This is a genomic window from Myxococcus sp. RHSTA-1-4 (assembly GCF_020037125.1).
Lineage (GTDB): Bacteria > Myxococcota > Myxococcia > Myxococcales > Myxococcaceae > Myxococcus.
The window spans coordinates 16,135-37,798 of record NZ_JAIQDG010000033.1; the positions used below are offsets into that span (position 1 = coordinate 16,135).

17 protein-coding genes are annotated in these 21,664 nt (G+C 69.6%); 6 read left to right on the forward strand and 11 right to left on the reverse strand.

The window, feature by feature from the left end; translation table 11 throughout:
* Window positions 1–18: 18 nt before the first annotated feature.
* The 3 genes from K8638_RS34425 to K8638_RS34435 all read right to left on the reverse strand — a co-directional run bounded on the left by K8638_RS34425 (window position 19) and on the right by K8638_RS34435 (window position 3,650).
* Complete coding sequence (locus K8638_RS34425; protein ID WP_223758939.1) at window positions 19–1,404, reverse strand: hypothetical protein; 1,386 nt, start codon at window positions 1,402–1,404, stop codon at window positions 19–21.
* A 96-nt stretch (window positions 1,405–1,500) separates the two neighbouring features.
* Window positions 1,501–2,925 (reverse strand): HAMP domain-containing sensor histidine kinase, encoded by a 1,425-nt coding sequence (locus K8638_RS34430; RefSeq protein ID WP_223758940.1) that lies wholly within the window; start codon window positions 2,923–2,925, stop codon window positions 1,501–1,503.
* Window positions 2,922–3,650, reverse strand: coding sequence for a response regulator transcription factor (locus tag K8638_RS34435; protein WP_223758941.1), 729 nt, complete (start codon window positions 3,648–3,650; stop codon window positions 2,922–2,924). Before K8638_RS34435 ends, K8638_RS34430 begins: the two co-directional genes overlap by 4 nt.
* A 307-nt stretch (window positions 3,651–3,957) precedes the next feature.
* On the opposite strand from K8638_RS34435, the gene K8638_RS34440 reads away from it, so the two are divergent.
* Entirely contained in the window at window positions 3,958–4,494 is a 537-nt protein-coding gene (locus tag K8638_RS34440) for a hypothetical protein (RefSeq protein ID WP_223758942.1), read from the forward strand.
* A gap of 351 nt (window positions 4,495–4,845) precedes the next feature.
* On the opposite strand, the gene K8638_RS34445 is transcribed toward K8638_RS34440, so the two are convergent.
* The gene (locus tag K8638_RS34445; protein WP_223758943.1) at window positions 4,846–6,363 is read right to left on the reverse strand and encodes a long-chain fatty acid--CoA ligase; all 1,518 of its coding nucleotides are present in this window, start codon (window positions 6,361–6,363) and stop codon (window positions 4,846–4,848) included.
* A 135-nt stretch (window positions 6,364–6,498) separates the two neighbouring features.
* On the opposite strand from K8638_RS34445, the gene K8638_RS34450 reads away from it, so the two are divergent.
* Complete coding sequence (locus K8638_RS34450) at window positions 6,499–8,331, forward strand: RNA-binding domain-containing protein (protein ID WP_223758944.1); 1,833 nt, start codon at window positions 6,499–6,501, stop codon at window positions 8,329–8,331.
* A 59-nt stretch (window positions 8,332–8,390) separates the two neighbouring features.
* On the opposite strand, the gene K8638_RS34455 is transcribed toward K8638_RS34450, so the two are convergent.
* Window positions 8,391–9,995 carry an LVIVD repeat-containing protein gene (locus K8638_RS34455; protein ID WP_223758945.1) on the reverse strand — a complete coding sequence of 535 codons (1,605 nt, stop codon included), beginning with the start codon at window positions 9,993–9,995 and terminating at the stop codon, window positions 8,391–8,393.
* A 179-nt stretch (window positions 9,996–10,174) separates the two neighbouring features.
* On the opposite strand from K8638_RS34455, the gene K8638_RS34460 reads away from it, so the two are divergent.
* The 3 genes from K8638_RS34460 to K8638_RS34470 all read left to right on the forward strand — a co-directional run bounded on the left by K8638_RS34460 (window position 10,175) and on the right by K8638_RS34470 (window position 12,955).
* On the forward strand, window positions 10,175–11,587 hold the full coding sequence (locus K8638_RS34460; RefSeq protein ID WP_223758946.1) for a serine hydrolase: 1,413 nt from the start codon (window positions 10,175–10,177) through the stop codon (window positions 11,585–11,587).
* Between the two features lie 102 nt (window positions 11,588–11,689).
* A complete protein-coding gene (locus K8638_RS34465) occupies window positions 11,690–12,685 on the forward strand; it encodes a S1 family peptidase (RefSeq protein WP_223758947.1) in 996 nt (331 codons plus the stop codon).
* Window positions 12,686–12,748: 63 nt separating this feature from the next.
* On the forward strand, window positions 12,749–12,955 hold the full coding sequence (locus K8638_RS34470) for a hypothetical protein (protein ID WP_223758948.1): 207 nt from the start codon (window positions 12,749–12,751) through the stop codon (window positions 12,953–12,955).
* A gap of 49 nt (window positions 12,956–13,004) precedes the next feature.
* Here K8638_RS34470 and K8638_RS34475 read toward each other — a convergent pair whose 3' ends face one another.
* Window positions 13,005–13,979, reverse strand: coding sequence for a medium chain dehydrogenase/reductase family protein (locus K8638_RS34475; protein WP_305071212.1), 975 nt, complete (start codon window positions 13,977–13,979; stop codon window positions 13,005–13,007).
* Window positions 13,980–14,165: 186 nt separating this feature from the next.
* Between K8638_RS34475 and K8638_RS34480 the strand changes: the two genes are divergently transcribed.
* Window positions 14,166–15,209 carry a lipase family protein gene (locus tag K8638_RS34480; protein ID WP_223758950.1) on the forward strand — a complete coding sequence of 348 codons (1,044 nt, stop codon included), beginning with the start codon at window positions 14,166–14,168 and terminating at the stop codon, window positions 15,207–15,209.
* A gap of 126 nt (window positions 15,210–15,335) precedes the next feature.
* On the opposite strand, the gene K8638_RS34485 is transcribed toward K8638_RS34480, so the two are convergent.
* The 5 genes from K8638_RS34485 to K8638_RS34505 form a co-directional block, all read right to left on the reverse strand.
* Window positions 15,336–16,511 (reverse strand): alpha/beta fold hydrolase, encoded by a 1,176-nt coding sequence (locus tag K8638_RS34485; RefSeq protein ID WP_223758951.1) that lies wholly within the window; start codon window positions 16,509–16,511, stop codon window positions 15,336–15,338.
* 2 nt (window positions 16,512–16,513) lie between these two features.
* Complete coding sequence (locus tag K8638_RS34490; protein ID WP_223758952.1) at window positions 16,514–18,142, reverse strand: hypothetical protein; 1,629 nt, start codon at window positions 18,140–18,142, stop codon at window positions 16,514–16,516.
* 223 nt (window positions 18,143–18,365) lie between these two features.
* Window positions 18,366–18,962, reverse strand: a complete 597-nt coding sequence (locus K8638_RS34495) for a hypothetical protein (protein ID WP_223758953.1) — start codon at window positions 18,960–18,962, stop codon at window positions 18,366–18,368.
* Between the two features lie 101 nt (window positions 18,963–19,063).
* Complete coding sequence (locus tag K8638_RS34500; RefSeq protein WP_223758954.1) at window positions 19,064–20,623, reverse strand: long-chain fatty acid--CoA ligase; 1,560 nt, start codon at window positions 20,621–20,623, stop codon at window positions 19,064–19,066.
* A 27-nt stretch (window positions 20,624–20,650) separates the two neighbouring features.
* Window positions 20,651–21,655: a 3-oxoacyl-ACP synthase III family protein gene (locus K8638_RS34505; protein WP_223758955.1), complete on the reverse strand. Its 1,005-nt coding sequence runs from the start codon at window positions 21,653–21,655 to the stop codon at window positions 20,651–20,653.
* Between the last annotated feature and the right edge of the window lie 9 nt (window positions 21,656–21,664).

The following is a 21,664-nucleotide window of genomic DNA, read 5'->3' on the forward strand; positions in this document are numbered from 1 at the left end:
AGGGCCACGCGGCCAGGGTCATCGCCCGCCGCTCTGCCGCGACGCGGGGGGCTTGGGGGGCTCCTGGAAACGAGGAGGCGGACTGGAGGGTCCGAGCGCGCGCACGGGCACCTGTGCCTTCACGGGCGGCTGGAGGGCGGGGAACGAGGCCGTCAGCGGGCCCACGAAGAGCAGGCCCTGGTAGCCCTCCTCGGTGGGTGACGGGTAGAAGCGCACGTAGGGGCTGAGCCCCGGGTGGTCGGCCACGCGGGCGTCCGGAATGGCGCCCACGATGCGGCAGTCGAGCATGCTCCGGTTGTCCAGCCCACAGCCCCACCGCTTCCCTGGGGCATAACCCAGCTCCAGCACCCGCAGCGTCGGCAGCGAACGGAGGTGGTGGGCCATGGGGGTGAAGTCCTGGTCCCAAGGCACGCCGGTGACGGTGCGCACGTGGGTGTTGCCCGCCAGCACGATGAGCACCTCCTCCGGCCGCGCGGCATGGCGCTTCAGCCACACGTCCGCCAGGACGGCGTCGCGCTCGCTGGCGCGGGCCTCCTCGGTGTCATAGGCCACCAGCGACACCCGCAGGCCCAGCTCGCGCATGGCGCGCACCCGGTCGATGAGGTCGAACACGGCGCGGCTGCTGCGGCCGTCCTGGTAGGGCCGCCGCCAGAAGTGCCCCTCCAGCAGCGCGTCCTGGTCCACCGGAGTGCCCGCGCTGACGAGATACCGGTCGATGCGCTCCTGCTCCTCGTGGGGAATGGACAGCCCCAGCGCCACGGCATGGCCCGCCTCTGCGGCCTCGCACACCACGTCCCCCACCACCGCGGGCGCCTCGCGCGAGCCGAGCTGCTCGCCGATGAGCATCACCAGCCCCGGCGTCAGCAGCTCGGCCACGCCGCGCACCCTGCGCAGGCAGCGAGCCTCGTCCCGCCAGCGCGTGAGATAGAAGCTCTCGTCGCGCACCGCCTCGGCCGGCGGCGGCACCCACGTCCCCTCCCTGGAGGCCACGCCAGTCCAGACGGCATCCTTCAGCCGCGCCCCGAGCGCCTCCTCCAGCGCCACGTCCCGCTTGCGCGAGAAACCGCCACCCCCATTCTTCAGGAGGAAGGCTCGCACCACGGAGCGGCCGGGCCCGGCGGCGATGCCCGTCACCAGGTAGCGCTCCTCGACGGTGCCATCAGGGCCCTTCGACTCCTTCCAGGCGGTGACGCGCTGCCCGGGGTCCTTCTCCTCCTCCAGGGAGAACCCCTTCTCCTTCAGGAGCTGTTCCGCGGCGGCCAGCATCTCCGGCACGGGGACGAAGATGACCTGCGCGAACCGGGTGGGGAGCTGCGTCTCGACGGGCTTCCGGGCCGTCCCCCCGCAACCGGCCAGCACGCCGATGACACAAAGGCTCACGATGAGACGCGATGGAAAGGGCATGAGGGCTCCTTGCACGGACTGCCCGTGAACGCGGGAAGAGCCCTTGCATATCGCCCTCCCCCCCCGGGCCACGCGTCCACGCCCCTACCGCGTGTGTCAGCGCGAGGCGGTGGCACCCGCCTGCCCGCCCGCCCGCTCCTCTCGTGGGACGGCCGGCAGGAGGATGCGGACGGTGGTGCCCTCACCGGGGCGGCTCTCCAGCACCAGCGTCCCGCCATGCGCGTCCACGATGCGCCGGGCCAGGGCGAGCCCCAGTCCCACGCCGCCCGTCCTCCGGGCGCGGCTGTGGTCCGTGCGGAAGAACGGTGTCCCCACGCGAGGCAGGTCCTCCGCGTCGATGCCGATGCCCTCGTCCGCCACCTCGAACTGGAGGCTCGGCCCCACCGCGCGCACAAACAGGCGCACGGTGGTGCCGGGCTCGGAGTACTTCCCCGCGTTGTCGAGCAGGTTGTCCAGCACGCGCCGCAGCAGCACCGGGTCCGCCTCCAGCGCGGGCAGGGGCGCGTCCACGCTCACCGCCAGCCGGTGCCCGGGGCGGGTGGAGCGGAAGCGGGCGGCGGCCTTGTCCACCAGCGCGCCCGGGTCCACGTGTTCCAGACGCAGCGGGGGCGCGGCGGAGCCGGGGCCGGAGGTGGCCAGGTCCAGCTTCGCGGTGGTGAGCACGTCCTCCACCAGCCGCTCCAGCTCGGACAGGTCCTCGGTGAGCTCGGACAGCACCTCGCGCGCGGTGGCGGCATCTCCCTCCCCCGCCAGGTCCAGCGCCACGCGGATGCGCGCCAGCGGCGTGCGCAGCTCATGCGATACGTTGGCCAGCAATTCCTTCTGCGAGCGCAGCAGGTGGGTGATGCGGCCGGCCATCTCGTCGAAGGCCTCGGCCACCTCGCCCAGCTCGTCCCGGCGGCGGATGCCGGTGCGCGTGTCCAGCTTCCCCGCGCCGAAGTCCCGCGCCGCCTGGGCCAGCCGCTGGAGGGGACCGGCCAGCGTTCGCGCGAAGGCCAGGGACGTAATCGCCGTGCAGATGAGCACCGCGGCCACGGTGAGCGCGGTGTCCGGCGCGGGTGGCGCCGGCGGGGGAATGAAGATGGTGGCGTAGGCCTCCAGAGGACCGTGCTCGGGAACCCGGACGTTGATGGCGGGCGGAGGAGGCCCCTTGTGAGGAGGGCCCGGCCTGCCCAGTGCCCGCAGCTCGGCGGCGCTCAGGGGCGGCGCGGGCCGTGGCGTGTTGGTGGCGATGAGCTGCCCGGCCGCATCGCGCAGCGTCACCCTCGCATCGAGGTCTTCCGCCGCCCGGTCCAGCGACGCCTGGAGCACGGCCGGGTCATCCCGGAGGGCCACCCACTCCTGGACGAGGTACTTGAAGTGCTGGGAGAAACCACGCCGGAAGGGCTTCTCCAGCACGAACGGGCGGGCGGCGAGCAGCGTGGCGCTGACCAGCACGAGCTGGGCCAGTCCCACCATGTAGATGCGCAGCAGCAGCCGCCCCGGACGGCGGAAGATGGGCCGGCGCCACGACGGGCTCACGTCTCTTCTCCGGTGGCGAGCATGTAGCCCGCCCCGCGCACCGTCTTGAGCAACGTGGGGTTGCGCGGGTCCGCCTCCAGCTTCTGCCGGAGCCGGAAGATGTGGACGTCCACCGAGCGGTCGAACACCTCCTCCGCGCTGCCCTTCACCAGGTCCAGGAGCTGCTCGCGGCTGAGCACGCGCCCGGCGCGCTCGGCGAGCACGCGCAGCAGGCCGAACTCATAGGTGGTGAGGTGCAGCACCCTGCCGTCCAGGGTGGCGCGGAGGCTGCGCGGGTCCAGCGTCAGCCGCCCCACCTGGACGGGCTGGGTGGCGGGACCGGCCTTGCCGCGGGCACGCCGCACCTGGGCGCGGATGCGGGCCAGCAGCTCGCGTGACGAATAGGGCTTGGCCAGGTAGTCGTCCGCGCCCGTCTCCAGGCCGAGCACCCGGTCGGCCTCCTCGCCGCGCGCGGTGACCATGATGATGGGCACGTCGGTGCGGCCGCGCAGCTCGCGGCACACCTGCAGGCCATCACGGCCGGGCAGCATCAGGTCGAGCAGGACGACGTCGAAGGTGTGACGGGTGGCCTCCGCGAGCGCGTCGGTGCCGGAGTGGGCCACGGTGACGACGACACCGTGCTCCTGGAGGTAGCGGCTGGTGAGCCGGGCGAGCCGCTCGTCGTCCTCGACGAGGAGGACCTGCACGGTGCCCTCTTCCGGGGTCAGGGGCGTGGGCTGCTCCATGGATTGTGTCTCCCGTATCGCGAGCTCCCGGACAAGGTAGCAACGAAAGGCGTGGTCCGGCGGCTTGGAGGGAGTCGGGTATTCCCGCCGGGGTCCACAGCCGCAAGGTGTCACCCGGCCATGTCCGTAACACTTCGCGGAGATGACGAAATGTTACGGAGCCCGGAGCCTCCGACATATGCCGAAATAGAAGGTTCATCTCGGGGACATGGGTGAGGCGCACCTTGCACCGTGATGCGCCAGGGCACCCGCCAGGCAGGCGCTGGAGGGCAGGACCGCCCCGGCTCACGCGGAACGGAGGAAGCTCATGTCGTGGAAGATGATGCCGTTGATGGTGGTGCTGGCCCTCCCGGCGGTGGCGTGCGCGCAGGACGCCGGGGCGCGGCTGGGGTCGGGAGGCAGTGAGCCAGGCCCCCGGCGGCCACCCTCGTCGCTGGAGCTGCTGCTGGAGAACCGGGAGGCGCTCGCGCTGACGCCGGAACAGGTCGCCCAGGTCGCCGAGCTCCAGGCGGCGCTGGAGGAGAAGAACGCCTCGCTGCACGAGCAACTGCGGGCGTTGAGACCGCCCCGTCCGCCGGGCCCGCCGCCGATGGATGGCAGCCGGGCGGCCGACGCCCCCCCGGGAGGCGAGCCCCCCGACGCCGCGCGGATGCGTGAGCGGATGCAGCAGGCGGAGCCGCTCTTCCACGAACTGCGCGCCAATGACGAGGCCGCGTACGCGCAGGCGGAGCAGGTGCTGAGCGACACGCAGAAGACGCGGGCGCGCGAGCTCATCGAGCAGGCCCGCGAGGAGCATCACCGCCGGCACGAAGCCATGCGCGAACGGCTGCGGAGCCGTCAGTGAGTCCGTGGCTCTGGCTGTGCATCCTCGCCGCCGTGCCGAAGGCGGCGAGGCACACGCGACGGGCAGTGGCCCCCATGCCGACGAATGCCCGGAACAGGCGCCGTGCCAGACCGGCATCCAGGGCCCAGCCCTACACGGCGAGGCCTGACAGGGAGAGAAGCAGTCGTTGAGCGCCACCCGCCCCGGGCACGGCTGCCGTGCCACGCCCGGGTGCGGGAGCACGGCTGAAGGGCCTCCTCGCTCGGGGCGCACCGTGCGAGGCACGGAGTACGCCCTTTCCGCCGCTCAGCATTGAGCACACACCGGCTGGGCTTGCCGGCGGCGGAAGCTCACTCCACCATCAACGCCGGCTCATGGCGCCCCGTGCGCGGCGCTGAGCGCGCGCCGGTCCACCTTGCCGGGTGAGGTGCGCGGCAGTGCGTCGATGAAGCGCACCGACTTGGGCGTCTTGTAGCGGGCGAGCCGTCCCTCGCAGAAGGCGATGAGCGCCTCCGCCGTGGGCGCGGTGCCCGGGCGCGCGACGACGAGCGCGCGCGGCGTCTCGCCCCACTTCGGGTCGGGCACGCCGATGACGGCGACCTCGGCCACGTCCGGGTGGCCCGCGAGGACACTCTCCACCTCGGAGGGGTAGATGTTCTCTCCTCCGGAGATGATGAGGTCCTTGCTGCGCCCGACGATGCGGAAGCACCCGTCCGCGTCGCGGCTGGCCAGGTCGCCGGTGTGCAGCCAGCCGCCGGCGAAGGTACGCGCGGTGTCCTCGGGGCGGCGCCAGTAACCGGCGCACAGGTGGGGCCCACGCAGGAGCAGCTCGCCCACGTCGCCCGGCTGCTGCTCTCCGTCGATGCGAGCCTCGACATGGAACAGCGGCACGCCGACGGCGCCCGGCTTTCGGCGCACCTCGCCCGGAGGCAGCCAGAAGTTGTTGGGGCCCGCCTCGGTGAGGCCGTAGCCCGTCTTGAAGTCCACGCCCCGGGCGAAGAAGCGCTCGAACACGGGAGCCGGGCAGGGAGCGCCGCCGCTGATGAGCAGCTTGAGGCGCGAGAAGTCCACCGACTCGAAGCGCGGGTGGCGCTGCATCTCGATGAACATGGTGGGCACACCGAAGACGAGGCTCACCGCGCCCCGGTGGACGAGGTCGAACACGCCGTCCACGTCGAAGCTCCGGCACACCACGGAGGCGCCGCCCACATAGACGAGCGGGGTGGTGAAGACGCTCAAGCCGCCGGCATGGAACAGGGGCGCGTTGAGCAGGGCCACGTCGTTGGCGGTGAGCCCCCAGCTCACCACGGTATTCACCGCGTTCGCGGTGATGGAGCCATGCGTGAGCACGGCGGCCTTGGGCACGCCGGTGCTACCGCCCGTGTAGCAGAGCACCCACGGCGCATCGGCCTCCAGCTCCAGCACCGGAAGCGGCGCGTGCGAGCCGGCCTCCCGCTCGGAGAAGGCGCGCTCGCCGGGGCCGGGCTCGCCGAGGCTCAGCCAGTGCCGCACGAAGGGAGCGCGGGCGCGGACGGTGTCCACGGCGCCGCGGAACTCGGGGCCGAAGACGAGGACGGAGGGCTCCGCATCCCCGAGCAGGGCCGCCAGCTCCGCGGGGCTGAGGCGCCAGTTGAGCGGCTGGAGGATGGCCCCCAGCTTCGCGCAGGCGAAGACGAGGTCGAGGAACTCGACGCAGTTGTACGCGAGCACGGCGACGCGGTCGCCCCGGCCCACGCCGAGCGCGTGGTGGAGGAAGGCGGCGGTGCGCGACACGGTGGCGTCCCACTCACGGTAGGAGATGCGGCGCTCGCCGTGGTTGGCGTCGATGAGGGCGGTGCGGTCGGGGTCCAGCGCGGCGCGGCGGGCCAGCCAGTCATGGACGATGGGCATGGCCCCGCACGCTAGCCGACTGGCGTGCGTTCTCGCGCCCCCTTCGGGGCATCCGCTTGAGCCCTCACGCAGTTTGAGGATAGTTTGAGTCAGCCCTCCACACTGGAGGGAGACCTCAAACTGGACTCAAACTCCATGACACGGCGCATCAGGGAACAGGTACAGCTAGCGCTCGCCCAGGTGCACGCTGGGAGCGTCTCCAGTCACCTGGAGAGTTCCGTCCTGGATTTCAAGCAAGAAGGGCGGAGTCGAGACGACTTCGTGCGCGACCTCGCACGTGACGCCATCTGCTTCGCCAACGCGAATGGAGGCGCTCTCGTCATCGGGGTGGACGACAGACAGGGAGGCCCAGCGGCCTTCAGCGGAACGAATCTCGATCCGAGCATCCTCCGAAAGCGCATCTACGAGTTGAGCGAGCCCCCCATCCTGGTCGAGGTCGAGGAACAAACCGTCGCGGGAGTCCGCCTGCTCCTCGTGTTCGTGCCGCAAGGCATCGAGGTGCACGCGGACAAACAAGGGCAGGCACGGCGTCGAATCGACAAGGACTGCCTGCCCATGGGCCCCAGTGACATCGCGAGGCTTCGTGAGGAGCGCCAGGGATTCGACTGGTCCGCGCAGCCCAGCGGCCGTCAGTGGACGGAGGCCTCCGCGCTGGCCATTCAGGCTGCTCGCCAGAGCCTGGCGGTGCTGACGGACGAGCGACGCAAGTACGCGCGACTCGCTAGCGACCTGGACCTGCTGCGCGCGCTGGGCGTCGTCTCGGAACAAGGGGAGCTCTTGCGTGCGGGAGAGCTGCTCTTCTGCGAGACAGCCCTTTCTCCCGCGATTCAGTATCACTATCGTCAGACGCCAGGAGGTGAACCACGTGCCATCGAGCGCATCGACACGCCTCTCGTCCTTGCGTTCGACAGGGCGTTGAGCCTGGTACGAGCACGGCTCAATCAGACCCCGCTCTCACTCCCCACAGGACAGCAGATAGACATCGCGGACTTTCCCGAACTGGCCATTCGCGAAGCCATCGCGAACGCCCTTGTCCACCGCGACTACCGCATGCGGGGCCCCGTCCTGATAGAGCACTCGCCGCAGGTGTTCATCGTCACTTCCCCCGGGCCCCTCGTCTCGGGAGTGACCCCGGAGAACATCCTCACCCATCCCCCGAAGCCTCGTAATCCGGTCCTGGCGAGGGCGGCACGTACACTCGGTTTCGCGGAAGAGGCTGGGCGCGGAGTGGACCGAATGTACCGGGAGATGATCCGCTCTGGCCGCGACCTTCCCCACATCGACGCAGCCATCGACCAGGTACAAGTGAAGTTGATAGGGGGAGCGCCCCGGACACAAATCGCACGCTTCGTCGCGCAGCTCCCGGAGCATGAGCAGGATGATACGGACACCCTGCTCATCCTCTTCCGCCTGTGCCGCAGCCGTCTGGTCATGGCTCTTGACCTGATGCCGCTGCTCCAGAAATCAGCGCAGGAGGCGGAAGCAAGCCTACGGCGGCTGGCCAGTAGCGACCTGGCCATCCTCGAAGCCACGCGGCAAACAGCCCCACGCGCGCACCCCTCGTATCGCTTGAGGGGAGAGGTCCTCAAGTCCCTTGGCTCAGCGGTCGACTACCACCGCCGGACCGTGGATGAGCTGGACCGCAAGGTCATCGCGCACGTGCGCGAGTACGAGAGGGTGAACAACCGCACCCTACAGAACCTCTTCGACGTGGATGTCATCCGTGCACGCGACATCTTGTCGGACATGGTTGAGCGGCAGCTCCTGGTCAAGATCTCCGCGCAGCAGCGAGGCCCATCGGTCGAGTACGGCCCTGGCCCCAAGTTCCCAGGGAAACTGAAGGCCGGCGCGAAGAAGCCCCGGCCCAGCAAGCAGCCCTCCAGGAAGCGCGCTCGCGACCGTGATTCATCCACATTGCCGCTCCCTCTTGAGTCCAGGTCATCCCGAAAGCCTCGCGGCCGGTCATGACGCCCCCCCTGATGGGGTGTGCCCGGCTCAAAAGGTGGGGCCGGGCACACCCCGGGCGGCTACAGCTCCGGGAAGATGAGCAGGCCTCGGGACGTATCGACGACGTAGAGGTAACCGTCACCGGGCAGGCGGATGCCGATGGCGCCGTCGTAGAAGCTGCTCCCCCGCTGCCGGTCCGTCTCCCGCCAGGTGTTGTAGTACGCCACCTCCTTCGGGTGCGCGGGGCTGGACACGTCCAGGACACGAACACCGTGCTGGTAGTGGGAGAGGTAGAGCCGGTCCCCTTTCAGCTCCATGTTGTGGATGGAGACGCCCGGCGTGAGGCGGTACTCCCCGATGAGCTCCACCCGCGCGGGGTCGGTGATGTCGAGCACGCGCAGGTGGGCGCCCCAGTCCTCTCCGCCCTCGAAGGCGATGACGCGGCCGTCGAAGACGCCCACCCGGTTGGTGTGGCTGGTGGCGCGCGGATACTTGTACTCGCCCAGCTTCACGATGTTGAGCGGGTCGCTCACGTCGAGGATGAGGAAGCCGGCGCGCCAGTGGTTGACGTAGAGCCGGTCGCCCTGGGCGGTGGCGTCATGGGGGAAGCTGGCGACGGCGGGGTCGACGCTGGGGTCCTGGTGGCGGTTGAGCAGCACGGGCTGCTTCGCGTCCGTCACGTCGAAGAGGAGCGTCTGCGGGCCAGGCCCGGGGGACATGGCGTAGAGCCGGTTCCCATCTCCGTAGAGGGTGTGCACGTTGATGGGGCCGGTGCCGGGCAGCGCGCGCAGGAGCACGGGGTTGGCCGGGTCGGCGATGTCGAAGACGAGGAGGCCCCTGGAGGCGCTGGCGACATAGAGGGCGTCGTCCTTGGCCCACACGCCGTTCCAGTAGCTGTCGCCCGGGAAGAAGAGGGACTTCACGAGCCGCGGCGCGGTGCGGTCGCTCAGGTCATACACATAGAGGCCCCCGGGCCCCATGGGCCCGAGCTGGATGGCGGCGACATAGGCATGGCCGTGGCTGACGTAGACGTCGGCGGCCACGCCGCGCGGCACGTTCCCCTCGCCGACGAGCGTCAGGCCGAAGGACTCGCCCTCACTGGGAAGGCGCACGACCTTCTCCGCCTCGAAGGTACCCTGGTAGGAGGGCGTGCCGGCGACACAGCTCGCGAAGCAGCCCGTCACCCGGTGGGGGCCCCGCGCCTTGCAGCCCACATAGGAGGACCGGTACGGGCGGCCGTCGCGGAGCGTGCCGTGGTTGGAGATGAAGAACGTCCGCGAGTCGAACCGGCTCTCCTTGGTGGCGAAGCCGTCGAGGAGGGCGCGCCCGTCCGGAAGGATTCTGAAGGCGGAGATGGACTGCTCGTTGTCGTTCTGGAGAACGCCTTCGCCGAGCGTGTGAAGGGTGAAGGTGCCCTGGGCCTCCAGGGCCTCGAAGCTCTCCGCGTCACAGGCGGACAGGTCGAAGGACTCCAGCGTGCCGCACTCGGCGGTGGAGGAACCGTCGGTGATGAGCTTGCACTCGGCCAGCGGGCTCGGGTCCCAGTCTCCGGTGTCCTCCTTCTTGAGCTCCTGCGCGGGAGAAGGCTCCGGCGAGCCCTCCTCCACCGGCTCCGGCGCACAGCCGGTCAGGGACGTCCCCACCGCGAATAACGACGCAACCGCACCATGCCACCACGTCTTCATGCGTGACTCCTCGCGACGACCTGCCGCACCGCGACAAACGGAGCAGCAGGGGGCCGGCCCCCAGGGGTGCGGCAACGTTCGAGCGGCCCCGGCATATCGCTGGGCCCCCTCCGCCCCCCGTGCCCTTGCACTACGCTCCTGGGATGCGGGTTCACGAAGAGACACGAAGGGGTCGGCACGTGCGGGGCGCGGCACGGAGCCTCATCCTCGGGGTGGTGGGAGTCCTGCTCACGGTGTGCTCCCTCCGAGGCACGGACGCAGGGGCCGCGCCGCGGAAGGCCGGTGGAGAAGCGGCCCTCCGCGCCAGGTCTTCCGCATCCCTGGAGCGAGCCCTCCTGCGCGCGGTGAAGGAGGCGGACTTCGACGGCGTGCTCGACTTCAAGCGCAACGGCGAGCGCATCGCCCACACGCCCAACGTGGACGTGGCGGTCATCGAGCTCGACAAGGAAGGCCGTCCCGTGGCGGCGGCCAACGTGCTGCTGTCCCGCGACTACCCGAAGGGGGTGGCCGTGCCCATCGACATGACGACGTGGGGCACGACGGCGGTGCGCTACACGCGGTGGGACCTGGAGCGATGGGACGGCGCGAAGGACTGGTCCGGCGCGACGGCCGAGGAGGACATCGTACCGGGGCGGCAGAAGGCGCGGCTGCGCTTCATGGCGCCCTACCCCGCCTCGCTGTTCAAGCTGCTCATCGCGTTCCGGGTGATGCGGCTGGTGGACCGGGGCGTGGTGACGCTGGGGCAGCCCTGGCGCTTCCTCCGGGACACGGAGGACAAGGGCGAGCGCGCGGTCTGGCAGTGGCTGGAGCCGATGGTGACGGAGTCGGACAACGGCTCCACCGAGGCGCTGGTGAAGCTGCTGCACGAGAAGGGAGAGATGGCGGGGCTGAACGCGGAGCTGGCGGAGCTGGGGCTGGGGACGCTGCAGGTGAACGGGACGTCGCCGGTGACGGGGCGGAGCTGGAACCCGGGCAGCATCCACATGACGGCGCTGGACACGGCGCGGCTGCTGCTGCTCATCGAGGGTGGGCCGGGGGTGCTGTGGCGCACGCCCTCCGGCAGGGAGGTGACGGCGGCGGAGCTATCGGCCGCGGCGAGGGCGCACCTCCAATCGCTGCTGGCGGACCAGGCGCTGCATGAGGCGCTGTCCTCGACGCTGCTGTGTGGGGACGCCAGGGCGGAGCGAGGAATCCCGGCGGCGGTGCCGGTGCGCTGGGTGAGCAGGGAGGACGGGACGGTGACGGCGGCGGAGACGGCGTTCGGCCGGGACACCCGGCCATGCAATGCGTCGGCGGAGGTGGTGTTCCTGCACAAGACGGGGCAGACGGAGAACTACGGGAGCGACGGAGGAATCGTGCGGCCGCTGCCGGGCAGCGCGTGGCGCCGGTACATCGTCGTGTTCCTCTCCAACCTGGGCTACCGCTACTACGACGCCGCGGTGGCGAGCGCGGCGGACCCGTCGAAGGGCGAGGACGGCTTCCCCTCCGTGAGCACGAAAATCAGCTACACCCAGCGCATCCCCGCGCTGGGCCGCCGCATCGACGCGCTGATGCGGGAGCGTCAGCGCGGGCAGGTGCGCGCGGACCGATAAGACCCCCAACATCTTCCATGTCAGAGCCCACCCGTAAGGTACGCCTCCTACTCGACGTGCGCCTCCTCAACGGGAGCCGTCGAGGCATGGAGGAGGATGGGCGTGAGACTGGAAAGTGCGAGGTCATTGAAGGAGGAGCTCTGGTTCAACCTGCATAGGACCGCGATGGGACGCTCGGAGGTGCTTGCTCAAGCCCTGAGCGCCGATGGCAGCGCGATGCCACCTCCTGGAGTGGCCCTGGGCATCGTGCCAGGAAGAAAGCGCGACGACTTCAGGCTCGCCATACGCCTCCAGATACTGAGTCACGAAGCGCGGAGCTATGCGGCCTATGTGACTGGAAAGGCCGCGGACGAAGCCGATGTGAGCTTCATCGGCAGGGTCCAGGCACCACCTGCCAGGGCCGCCTCATCTCGATATCGGAAGCGCATCCGACCACTGGCCCCCGGCTTCTCGCTTGGCCATGTCGGAGTCACGGCGGGAACCCTGGGTGGCTTCGTCGTGGACGCGAAGGGCCGGCCCGGCATCCTCTCCAACAACCATGTGCTTGCCGCCAACAATGCGGGGAAGAAGGGCGATGCCATCTTGCAGGCGGGCCCGATGGATGGTGGTACCTACCCGGTCGACGAGGTGGCCCGGCTGGAGCGCTTCATTCGACTGAGGCGCCACGGGAACACCGCCGACGCAGCCTTCGCCCTGCTGAGCGCTGGAGTGGAAGCACGGCCGCTCTACCGGAAGCGTCGACTCACGGACGTGATGCCCGTGGAGGAAATCCAATCGAGCCTCGCGGTGTGGAAGCTTGGGCGCACGACGGGCCACACACGCGGGACGGTCACCGCCATCGAAGTGGACCAGGTCACCGTCGACTACAGCGGCACCTTGCACACCTTTGACGGCCAGCTCGAGGTCGCGGGCGGGACTCGCCCCTTCAGCCAGGGTGGAGATTCCGGCGCCCTCGTCGTGGGTGGGGCGAATCGAGGAGTGGGGCTCCTCTTCGCCGGCTCGGAAGCGGGAGGACCTCTGGGAATCGGGGTCAGCTATGCCAACCCGCTTCAGACCGTCCTGGACCTGCTCGGCCTCGAACTCCACGAGGCCGGGTGAGATGACGCGCCCGCGGCGAGTCGCTAACTTTCAGGCATGGCATCGCGAGCGGAAGCCACGAACGTGAAGAGTGAGCTTGGCAGGCGCCTTGCCGGAACGAAGTGGCTGCGGGGCATCGGCCTCGCCTCCGAGGAGGGCGACTACCACGTGAAGGTCAACGTGGAGGCGCTCACCCCGGAAGTCCTGGCGGCCGTTCCCGCCCAATGTGGCTCCGTCCAGGTACGCATCGAGGCCATCGGCGATATCCACGCGAGGGGCAAGAAACACTGAGCTTCGTGGTACGGGCGAGCAGGCCAGTACCTGCTCGCCAGGCCCACCCTCACGGCACCAGCACCAGCTTCCCCACCGTCGTCCCGGACTCCAGCGCGCGGTGCGCCTCCGCCACCGCGTCCAGCGGGAAGCGCGTCACCTGTGGCGACACGAGCTTCCCTTCCTCCACCCAGCCCAGCAGCCGCGCCATGGACTCCTCGAGAATCGCGCGCTGCTCGAAGAGGTAGGACAGGTTGAAGGCCAGCACGCTGGTGTTGTCGTTGGTCAGCGTCAGCGGGTTGAAGCGCGGAGTCCTCAGCCAGTCCCACGCGAGCTTCGCGTAGTGCGGCCTCCCGCCCGTGCGAGGCAGCATGGAGTGGAACCCGTAGATGACCAGCTTCCCCGGCGAAGCCAGGTGCTTGTAGCTGTCGCGCAGCGTGGAGGGCCCGTTCGCGTCGAGCACCACGTCATACCCCCGGGGCGATGCCCGCTCCGCCGCCTTCCACAGGTCCTCCCGGCTCTTGTCGATGACGACGTCCGCCCCCAGCGCCCGGGCTGCCTCCACCTTGTGCGCCCCACCCACGACGCCCACCATCCGGCACCCGGCGAGCCGCCCGAGCTGCAGCAACGCGCTCCCCACCCCGCCCGCCGCCGAGTGCACCAGCACGTTCGCCCCGGGCCGGGGATGCGCCAGCTCGAACAGCGCGTAGTACGCCGTGAGAAACACCGTCGGAAACCCCGCCGCCTGCTCCATCGTGAGCCGCGACGGCAGGGCGAATACCTGATGACGCGGCACGGCAACGTGCGTCGAATACCCCCCGAAGCGCGTGACACCGAAGACGCGCGCCCCGGGAGCCAGGTCTGTCACGCCAGGGTCCGCGGCGACCACGGTACCGGAGAACTCGAAACCAGGGGTGATGGGCCACCCCACGTACTCCTTCGCGGAGGCGTACAGCCCCATGCGGATGACGCAATCCGCATAGTTCACCCCGATGGCCTCGGTGGCGACCACCACCTCGCCGGGCCCAGGTGAAACATGATTCATGTCTTCAAGGTGGAGCCGTTCGTACCCACCCGCCTTCGTGATGACGACCCTGCGTGCACGCATGCACACGTGAGTATCACGCGACGCAATGCGACAACGAACATGAACATCCATTCAACTGACGACGCGCGGATGAACAGTCATTAAACTGTTCATCACTCCCCCCAACAATCCAAGGAGAAGTCCATGCGTCTGCGGCATTCGCTCTTTCTCGCGGGCACGCTGCTGCTCGGCTCCATCACCGGCTGCGGCGAGGGCCTCGACGCCGAGTCCACCCTCCCCGAGTCCCCAGAAATCGAGGCGCCCGCCACGGGCGAGGAGCTGGGCACCGCCGAGTCCGCCGCCGTCTCCACCACCGGTCTCACCGCGCACTTCCGCCAGTGGCTGAGCAGCAACGGCTACAGCAGCTACGACTTCGCGCGCGACGACCTGTCCGGCGGCAGCTACGGCGGCAAGGCCAGCAGCACCGACACGGTGGTGAACCAGCCGGTCATCTTCATCCACGGCAACTCGGACAAGGCCGTGGGCACCGGCACCACGGGCCAGTCGGGCTGGAATGCCTCCATCGAGTACTTCCAGTCGAAGGGCTACAAGACGAGCGAGCTGTACGCGACGACGTGGGGCCCCGCCAACGCGGCCCTGTCCGCGTACCAGTACCACTCGAAGACGAACGTCATGAAGGTGCGCAAGTTCATCGAGGCGGTGCTGCGCTACACCGGCGCCAGCAAGGTGGACATCGTCACCCACTCCATGGGCGTGACGCTGACGCGCAAGGCCGTCCTCGGCGGCTGGGCGAACGACTCGGCCGACGGCGGTGACTACTACGTGGGCGCGCCGCTCACGTCGTCGGTGGACACCTTCGTCGGCATCGCCGGCGCCAACCTGGGCCTGACGTCCTGCTACCAGACGGGGCCGACGACGCCCACCTGCGGCTCCACCAACGGCCTGTATCCGGGCTACCTCTACTTCGGCTTCGTGGTGAGCCGCTCGACGTACCTCAATGACCTGCTCTCCACGAGCGGCTACGAGGGCGCGTACCGCTACACCATCTACTCCACCGCGGACGAAATCATCGGCTACGGAGGCATCGTCTACGGCAGCTACACCTCCCGCATCCCCGGCCAGACGGGCGAGAAGGTCTACACGTCCTATCCCTACGGGCACTTCAACTCGAAGGACCTGACGGCGGCCGTGCAGTACAGCATGGTGCGCAGCCACGTCGTCCCGTAGCCGCGGCACCCGCTCACGCCGCGCCGACCTGTTGGAACCCGCGACACGCGACAGGGTTCCGACACGCCGGCCGGCGGCGCCCCACCCTCACGACGAGCGAGGGTGGGGCCTCACTTCTTCACGGACTCACGGGCGAGGCGCGTCGGCGGGGGCCGGAGCCCCCTCCTCCGGGGGGACGCTCTGCGGCGTGGACGGCGTGGAGGAAGACGCGTCCTGCTCCGGAGCCTCCTCCTTCGACGCCGTGCCCTCCGGCACCGCGCGCTGTGCCTGCTGGACGACGGCGCCCAGGAACGGGAGCACCGCCTCGTTGAAGCGCGCGGGGCAGTCGAGCTGCACGGTGTGGCCGCAGCCCTCCAGCGGCACCAGCTTCGCGCCGGGGATTCGCGAGGCACCGTACTCCATGATGTCGCGCGTCTCGCCGCCGTGGAGGAAGGGGTTGGGGATGAGCCGGTCATCCGTGCCGTAGACGATGAGCGTGGGCACGGAGACGTGGTGCAGGTTGTCACGCACGAAGTCGTTGTGCGCCAGGCCCTTCACCGTGCGCACGTTGGCGTAGGCGTACGAGTCGAACTCGGGCGACTTCGCCACCCGCACGCGCTCCTCGATGAGCCACTCCAGCTCCGGCCGCCAGTGCATGAAGTTGCCCTGGCGCACGCTGCCCCAGATGTGGGACTCGGGCGCGTACTTGATGAAGTCGGTGCTCATCACCCGCTCGAACCAGGCCTTCTCCTTCCAGGAGAACTTCTCGAAGCCGGCGGGCGACACCAGCACCAGCGCGCTCAGCGCGTCCGGGTAGCGGATGGCGTACGAGAGCGACGTCTGCCCGCCCATGGAGTGCCCGGCGAGGATGGGCCTGTCCACGCGAAGCGTATCCACGACTTCGCGCACCACGTCGGCCATGGCCTCCATGGTGTACGGGAAGGAGCCCGGCTTGTCGGACTTGCCGTAGCCCGGCAGGTCCACGGCGATGACGTGGTAGCCCTGCTGGTGGAAGGCGTCGAGCTGCGAGCGCCAGAACTTCAGGTACGAGCCGAGGCCGTGGATGAAGACCACCGTCTTCGCGTCCGGGTTGGCGGCCGGCATGTCCACGTAGGCCACCTCGGGCACGGTGGCCATGCCGTACTGGGCGGCGGCGCGGGGCAGCGGCAGCCGCTTCACGGGCCACGGCTGCTTCGTGCCCTCGGACGTGTAGTCCAGGTCCTGGAAGGAGAGGGCGGACTGGCCGGCGTACGAGCGCACGCAGCCGGCGGAGGACAGCCCCGCCGCGAGGAGCAGGGCGGTGAAGGCGCGGGAGGTGCTCATGGTCAGAACGCGTACCAGGTGAAGGTGGTGAAGACCGCGAACGGGTCGCTCCGCACCGTGGGGGAGCCGTCGTAGAAGCTGCCGCGGAAGAGGTAGCCGGCGTGCACGCCGGCCGTCATCAGGTAGCGGAGGTGGTAGCGCAGCTCCGCGTTCACCTCGGTGCCCACGTACCGGCCGCGCCGCACCTCGCTTCCGGTCCACGGCTCCGGCGTCGCGCCGGAGGTGGCGATGCCCGTGGCCACCTTGAGGTTGAGCTTGTTGGGGATGACGTCCCACGCCGCGCTGGCGATGCCGGCGCGCAGGCCGTAGCCCTGGTTGGAGATGTCCGTCACCGCGCCCGTGTAGTTGTTCACGGTGCCGGTGAACGGGAACAGGATGAGCATCTTGTGGTTGAACCACACCGCGCCCGGCAGGCCGTACTGGTTGAGCGTGAAGGCACTGGTGTAGCGCTCGTCGGCCAGGTTGTCGTCGCCGGTGGTGAACATGCCTTCCAGCGTGACGAGGTCCGCGGGGCCGCGGCCCCACTGGTACATCAGCTCCAGGTTGGCGGAGAGGCCGGAGATGTCCAGCGTGTCCAGCACCGACGTGTCCGGCGTGTCGCTGCGGTACTGACCGCCGTTGTACATGACGAAGCCGGAGGCACCGAAGCGGCCCAGGCGGAAGTCGATGTTGTGGTTGAAGTGGGCGCCCAGCCAGAACACGTCACCCGTGGGCCGCTCGATGGGGAAGCGCGCGGTACCCACGAAGCCGGGGAGGCCCACGGAGGACGGGCCGCTCTTCACCAGGCCCTCGAAGGCGTACGCGTCGCCCTTGGTGGAGTCGCGGAGGTACCAGGCCGACACGCCCACGTTCGTGTTCGGACGCACCGGGTAGGCGTAGTCCGCCATGGCCAGCCAGATGTACTTGAGCCGGGGGTCGTTCCTCGCGGCGCGGTCCGCCTGCGCGCTGCCCAGGGGCATCAGGCTCAGGCGGGCGTGGCCCTTGTAGCTGCTGAAGACGGACAGGCCGGTGGCGTCGCTGCCGAGGAAGGCCAGCTTGTAGCCGGTGCGGATGATGTCCGACAGCGGCGTGCGCGTCGGGTCGAAGTACGTGTCGTAGACGGGCTGCGTGCCCACCAGCAGCGTGAGCTGGGCGGGGGCGCGCGTCGGGTAGATGGCGACGTTGACGTTCTTCGTCTGGATGTTCACCTGGTCGGCGTTGAAGCCGCCGCCCTCGTTCTGGCCAATGGTGTTGGCCGAGCGGCCCCAGAGGAAGTCCACCTCGAACTGGGCGCGGAACGAGGCCAGCCCGTCGACGAAGAAGGGGCTGTACTCGATGACGGGAATCCAGCGCTGCTCGATGAAGTACGCCGAGCGGCCGGGCTCCACGCTCACCGCGCTGCCGGTGGGCGAGCCGATGGGGCCCAGGGCCACGCCACGCAGGCCGGCCGGGTCACCCACCTCGTTCGTCATCGACAGGCGCGTGAAGAAGTAGTTGATGAGGGTGAGCTCACGCGGCTTCGCGTCCTCGTCGCGGTTCTTCTCCTCGTACCAGTCGCCGTAATAGAGCCCCGGCACCGGCGTGCTCTGCGCCGCCGCCGGCAGCGCCACTCCCACGAGGCCCAGCGCGAGCGCCACCGCGCCCCGCTTCATCGCCCCGCGTGCTTCAAGCCAACTTCCCGTCATTATCCACCTCGCCCCCGTACACACGGGGCGCACCCGGACGCGCCGGGCTCAGATGTCGCCGTTCTCGCCGCGTGGGCCGTGTGGCCCCGTCCCTTCCCTCCGCGCCGGGCGGGGTGTGCCCGCGCCGCCCGGCTGCCTTCGGGAAGGAGGGTGGGAGCACGCCCTCCTTCCGTGAGGGCGCTGCCCGCCGTTACTGGATGGCGTACTTCTGCACCGCGTTGCCGGTGAACGCCTTACCGCCGAGGGTGACCGTCCCGGCGGTGCCCACCGCGCCGTTCGCGCAGCGGCTGCCGGTCGCCTGGTCCTTGAAGAACAGCTCCAGGTTCAGGCTCTTCTGGTCGGCGCTGAAGCCGCCACGGCCCTCCTGGACGAGCCCACCCGGGAAGGTGAAGGTCACGTCGAAGCAGCTCCCGTCCGCCGCCACGTTCTCGATGAGGACGGCGGTGGAGGTGAACTTGAGCGGGTTCTTCGCGAGCTCGTGGTTGCACTGCCCGTTCTCGATGGTCCCGGGGATGCTGTCGACGGTGAAGCTGCCGCCACCGACGGTCATGGTGACCTTCTGGTAGCACTGGGAATAGGGACCGTAGTCGATGTCCTCGCTGAAGCCGTTGGGGTGGCTGGGGATGTTCTCCCCCTGCATCAGCAGCGTCTTGCCATCGAGGAACGCCAGGATGTTCGCCTGGCTGTCCAGCTTCGGCTTCGCGGGCGGGTCGACGGGGTCCTCTTCACCGCAGCCCACCACACCCAGCGCGCACAGCATGACCGCGGACAGCAGCTTCTTCTTCATGGCTTGCTCCTCTTCCTCCGGCGGAACCCCCCGCCGGGATGTCGTGACAAGAGATGCGGAAGGGCCCCACACCCGAGAGAGGGCCCTTCCGGGAGGCTCGTTCAGCCCGCGGTGGCGGCGCGATCAGCGGCGATGGCCGCCTCGCGCAGCTCGCGCTTGAGAATCTTCCCCGCCGCGGACAGCGGCAGGCGCTCCACCAACTCTACCCGCTTCGGCACCTTGAAGCGCGCCACCCGGCCGCGCAGGTGCTCCAGCAGTGCGTCGGCGCTCGCCTGCTCGCCTGGCTTCAGCACCACGAAGGCCCGGCCGACCTCGCCCCACTTCGCGTCGGGCACGCCCACCACGGCGCACTGCAGCACGGCGGGGTGCTCGTAGAGGGCGGACTCCAGCTCCAGCGGGTACACGTTCTCCCCGCCGGAGATGAACATGTCCTTCTTGCGCCCGGCGATGAAGTAGAAGCCGTCCGCGTCGCGGTGCGCCAGGTCTCCCGTGTGCAGCCAGCCCTCCGCGTCGATGGCCTCGCGCGTGGCGGCCTCGTCCTCGAAGTAGCCGGAGCACATGGATGGGCCCTTGAGGTGCAGCTCGCCCACTTCGCCCACGGGCACCTCGCGGCCGTCTTCGTCCACCAGCTTCGCGGCGATGAAGTAGTTGGGCCGGCCGATGGAGCCCGCCTTGGACACGGCGAACTCCGGGTCCATGCTGAAGAGGCCGGGGCCGAACTCCGTCATCCCGAAGCCCTGCTTGAAGGGCACCGAGTGCACGGCCTGCCACGCCTGGATGAGGGGCACCGGCATGGCCGCGCCGCCGCTCGTCATGAAGCGCACGGTGGAGAAGTCCGTGGACGCGAAGCGCGGCGAGTCATGGAGCTGCTGGTACTGCGTGGGCACCGCGAAGAAGAGCGTCACCTTCTCGCGGGGGATGAGGGTGAGCAGTTCCTCCGGGTCCCACCGCCGCATGAGGATGACGGTGCCGCCCACGGTGAGCAGCGGCACCGTGTACACGAGCAGCCCGCCCGTGTGGAACATGGGCGTGTGCGTCACCGTGACGTCGCCCGGCCGCACCTCGTGCACCAGCGTGTTGAGCGTGTTCCACGCCACCATGCGGTAGCTGATGCGCGCGCCCTTGCTGCGCCCGGTGGTGCCGCCGGTGAAGAGCAGGCAGAGGATGTCCTCCTGCTCCACCGCGTCGTTGCGCACCGGCACCGCGGGCACGTACGCCAGCGCCGTCGAGTACGCGTCCGCGCCCGGCAGCCCCTGGGACTCCAGGGCCACCAGGCGCAGCGAGTCACCGATGCGCTCGCGCACCTGGGCCACGGCGTCGCGGAAGTCGTCGCCGAAGAGGAGCACGCTGGGACGGATGGAGCGGACCAGGTCCGTCAGCTCGGAGGCGTGCAGGCGCCAGTTGTAGGGGACGAAGATGGCGCCAATCTTCCCGCAGGCGAAGAGCGCGTCCAGGTACTCCACGCCGTTGTGGGCCACGAGGCCCACGCGGTCGCCGCGCTTCACACCGGCCACGTCGCGCAGCCAGCCGCCCAGGGCCTCCGCGCGCGCGTTCAGCGCCCGGTACGTGAAGCGCCCGGCCTCGCCCTTCGCGGTGTCCACCACCGCCAGGTGCTCCGGCCAGTACAGGGCCCCCCGGCCCATCCAGTCACCGATGAACATGCGCGTCCCCTCCGTCACGCGTGTGGCTCAGGCCGTCCAGCCCGTCCAGCGGTAGAGCGCGGAGGCCATGGCCAGGCCGCCGCCGCTGGCGCAGAAGGCCACCAGGTCACCGCGCCGCACCTTGCCCTGGACCACCGCGTCGTCGAGCGTCATGGGGATGCAGGCCGAGCCCGTGTAGCCCCACTTGTCCATGGTGTAGTGCGCCTTCTCCATGGGCTGGTTCAGCGCCTTCATGGTGGCTTCAATGGTGCGCAGGTTGAGCTGGGTGAAGACGAAGAGCTTCACGTCGTCCAGCGTCTGGTTCTGCCGCTTGAGGAGCTGGTCCAGCAGCATGGGCCAGCGCTCGGTGTTGAAGGTGGCGGGGAACTTGCGGACGAACTGCACGGCGGGCTTGCCGTTGGTGAGCTGGAGCGACTCGGTGGTGGCCGGGCGGTGGGTGCCGCCGGTGTAGATGCCGAGCGCGTCGTGGTACTCGCCGTTGGCCAGGAGCTTCGCGCCCATGAAGCCGGGCTTCTCACCGGCGCCCAGCACCACTGCGCCCGCGCCGTCCGCGAACAGGGTGCAGGTCTTCTTGTCCTTCCAGTTCACGTACCGCGTCATGCCGTACGCGCCCACCACGAGGATGCGGCGGTAGCTGTCGTCCGCGGCGAGGGTCTTCGAGCCCACGTCCAGCGCCGTCACCCACCCGGCGCACGCGCAGTTGAGGTCGTACGTACCGGCGTTGGCCGCGCCCAGCTTGGCCTGCACCACGGACGAGGTGGCGGGGCTGAGGTAGTCCGGCGTGTCGGTGGCGACGATGATGAGGTCCAGTTCCTCCGGCTTCGTGCCGGAGCGCTCCATGGCCTGACGGGCGGCGGCGACGCAGAGGTCGCTGGTGGCCTGGTCATCCGCCATGACATGGCGCTCACGGATGCCCACGTTCTGCTGGAGCCACTCGTCCACCTTCTCGCCGAGGATGTTCTCGACGTCGGCGTTGGTGAGGACCTTCTCGGGGACGTAGCGGCCGGTGGAGAGGATCTGCGCGTATCGCATGGGTGTCGT